Annotated in this window: 1 protein-coding gene; it reads right to left on the bottom strand. The window is 69.7% G+C overall.

What is annotated here, in order from left to right:
• Positions 1 to 99: 99 nt before the first annotated feature.
• A partial coding sequence (locus D8M34_RS18005; RefSeq protein ID WP_238695720.1) for an ABC transporter permease occupies positions 100 to 1,078 on the bottom strand: 979 nt, incomplete at its 5' end.

Below are 1,078 nucleotides of genomic sequence, written 5' to 3'. Positions count from 1 at the left end.
GGCGGGGTCGCCGCCCGGGAGTCCGCGGGCGGTCGCCGGGTCGGTGGCCGGCGCACCGGAGGTGGGGGGTGGGTTCATGCGAGGGATCGCCTCACTCAGTCAGCTCAGGCGGATGCGCGGGTCGAGGTAGGCGTAGAGGATGTCCACGAGCATGGACAGCAGCACGTAGGCCACCACGCTGTAGACGACCACCGCCATGATCACCGGTGCGTTGTTGTTCGTGACGGCACGGGCCAGCAGGAAGCCGGCGCCGTTGTACTGGAACACCGTCTCGGTGACGATCGCGCCGCCGATGTAGGTCCCCAGGGTCAGCCCGACGAACGTGACGACCGGCAGCAACGACGTCCGCATCGCGTGCTTGCCGATGACCGTGCGCTCGGACAGGCCCTTGGCGCGCGCGGTGCGGATGTAGTCGGCCTGCAGGACCTCCAGCATCGACCCTCGCATCAGGCGGGCGACGAACGCCGACTCGATGATCGCGAGGGTGAACGCGGGCAGGATCACGTCCCAGTACCAGGGCACCTGTTCGAGGAAGCTACGCGGTACCGGCGGGAACGGGCCGACCCCGGAGACGTTCGCGACCAGGAAGATCGCGACGACGAAGACCGGGATGCCGATGCCCACGGTGGACACGACGGTGACGAACACGTCCCAGAACGAGTATCGGCGCACCGCGGCGATCACGCCGGCCGTCACCCCGAACAGGACGAGGAACACCAGTGCCACGACGGACAGCAGGATCGTGTTCGGGACGGTCTCGGCGAGCAGCTGGGAGACCGGCCGGCGCTGGTCGAAGTCGAGACCGAAGTCGCCGGTGACCATGTTGCCCAGGTAGTTCACGAACTGCACCGGCAGCGGCTGGTCGAGGCCGAACTTGGCGCGGTTGATGGCGGCGACCTCGGGTGGGACGACCTTCCCCCCCGTGGAGGCCAAGGGGTCCCCGCGCGAGACCGTCGAGAGGCAGATCAGGAACGCGGTGCCGACTCCGACCAGGATCCCCTCGAGCACCCGCCGGCGAACGACCCGGCCCATGGCAGCACCGCCTGTCGCGCGGTGGCGCCGCCGCCCGCGCGCCCGC

The sequence above is a fragment of the Microbacterium sp. HSID17254 genome, from assembly GCF_003989315.1.
Classification (GTDB): domain Bacteria; phylum Actinomycetota; class Actinomycetes; order Actinomycetales; family Microbacteriaceae; genus Microbacterium.
Note: the sequence above shows the minus strand (reverse complement) of the source record. Positions and strands in the feature narration are given on the sequence as shown.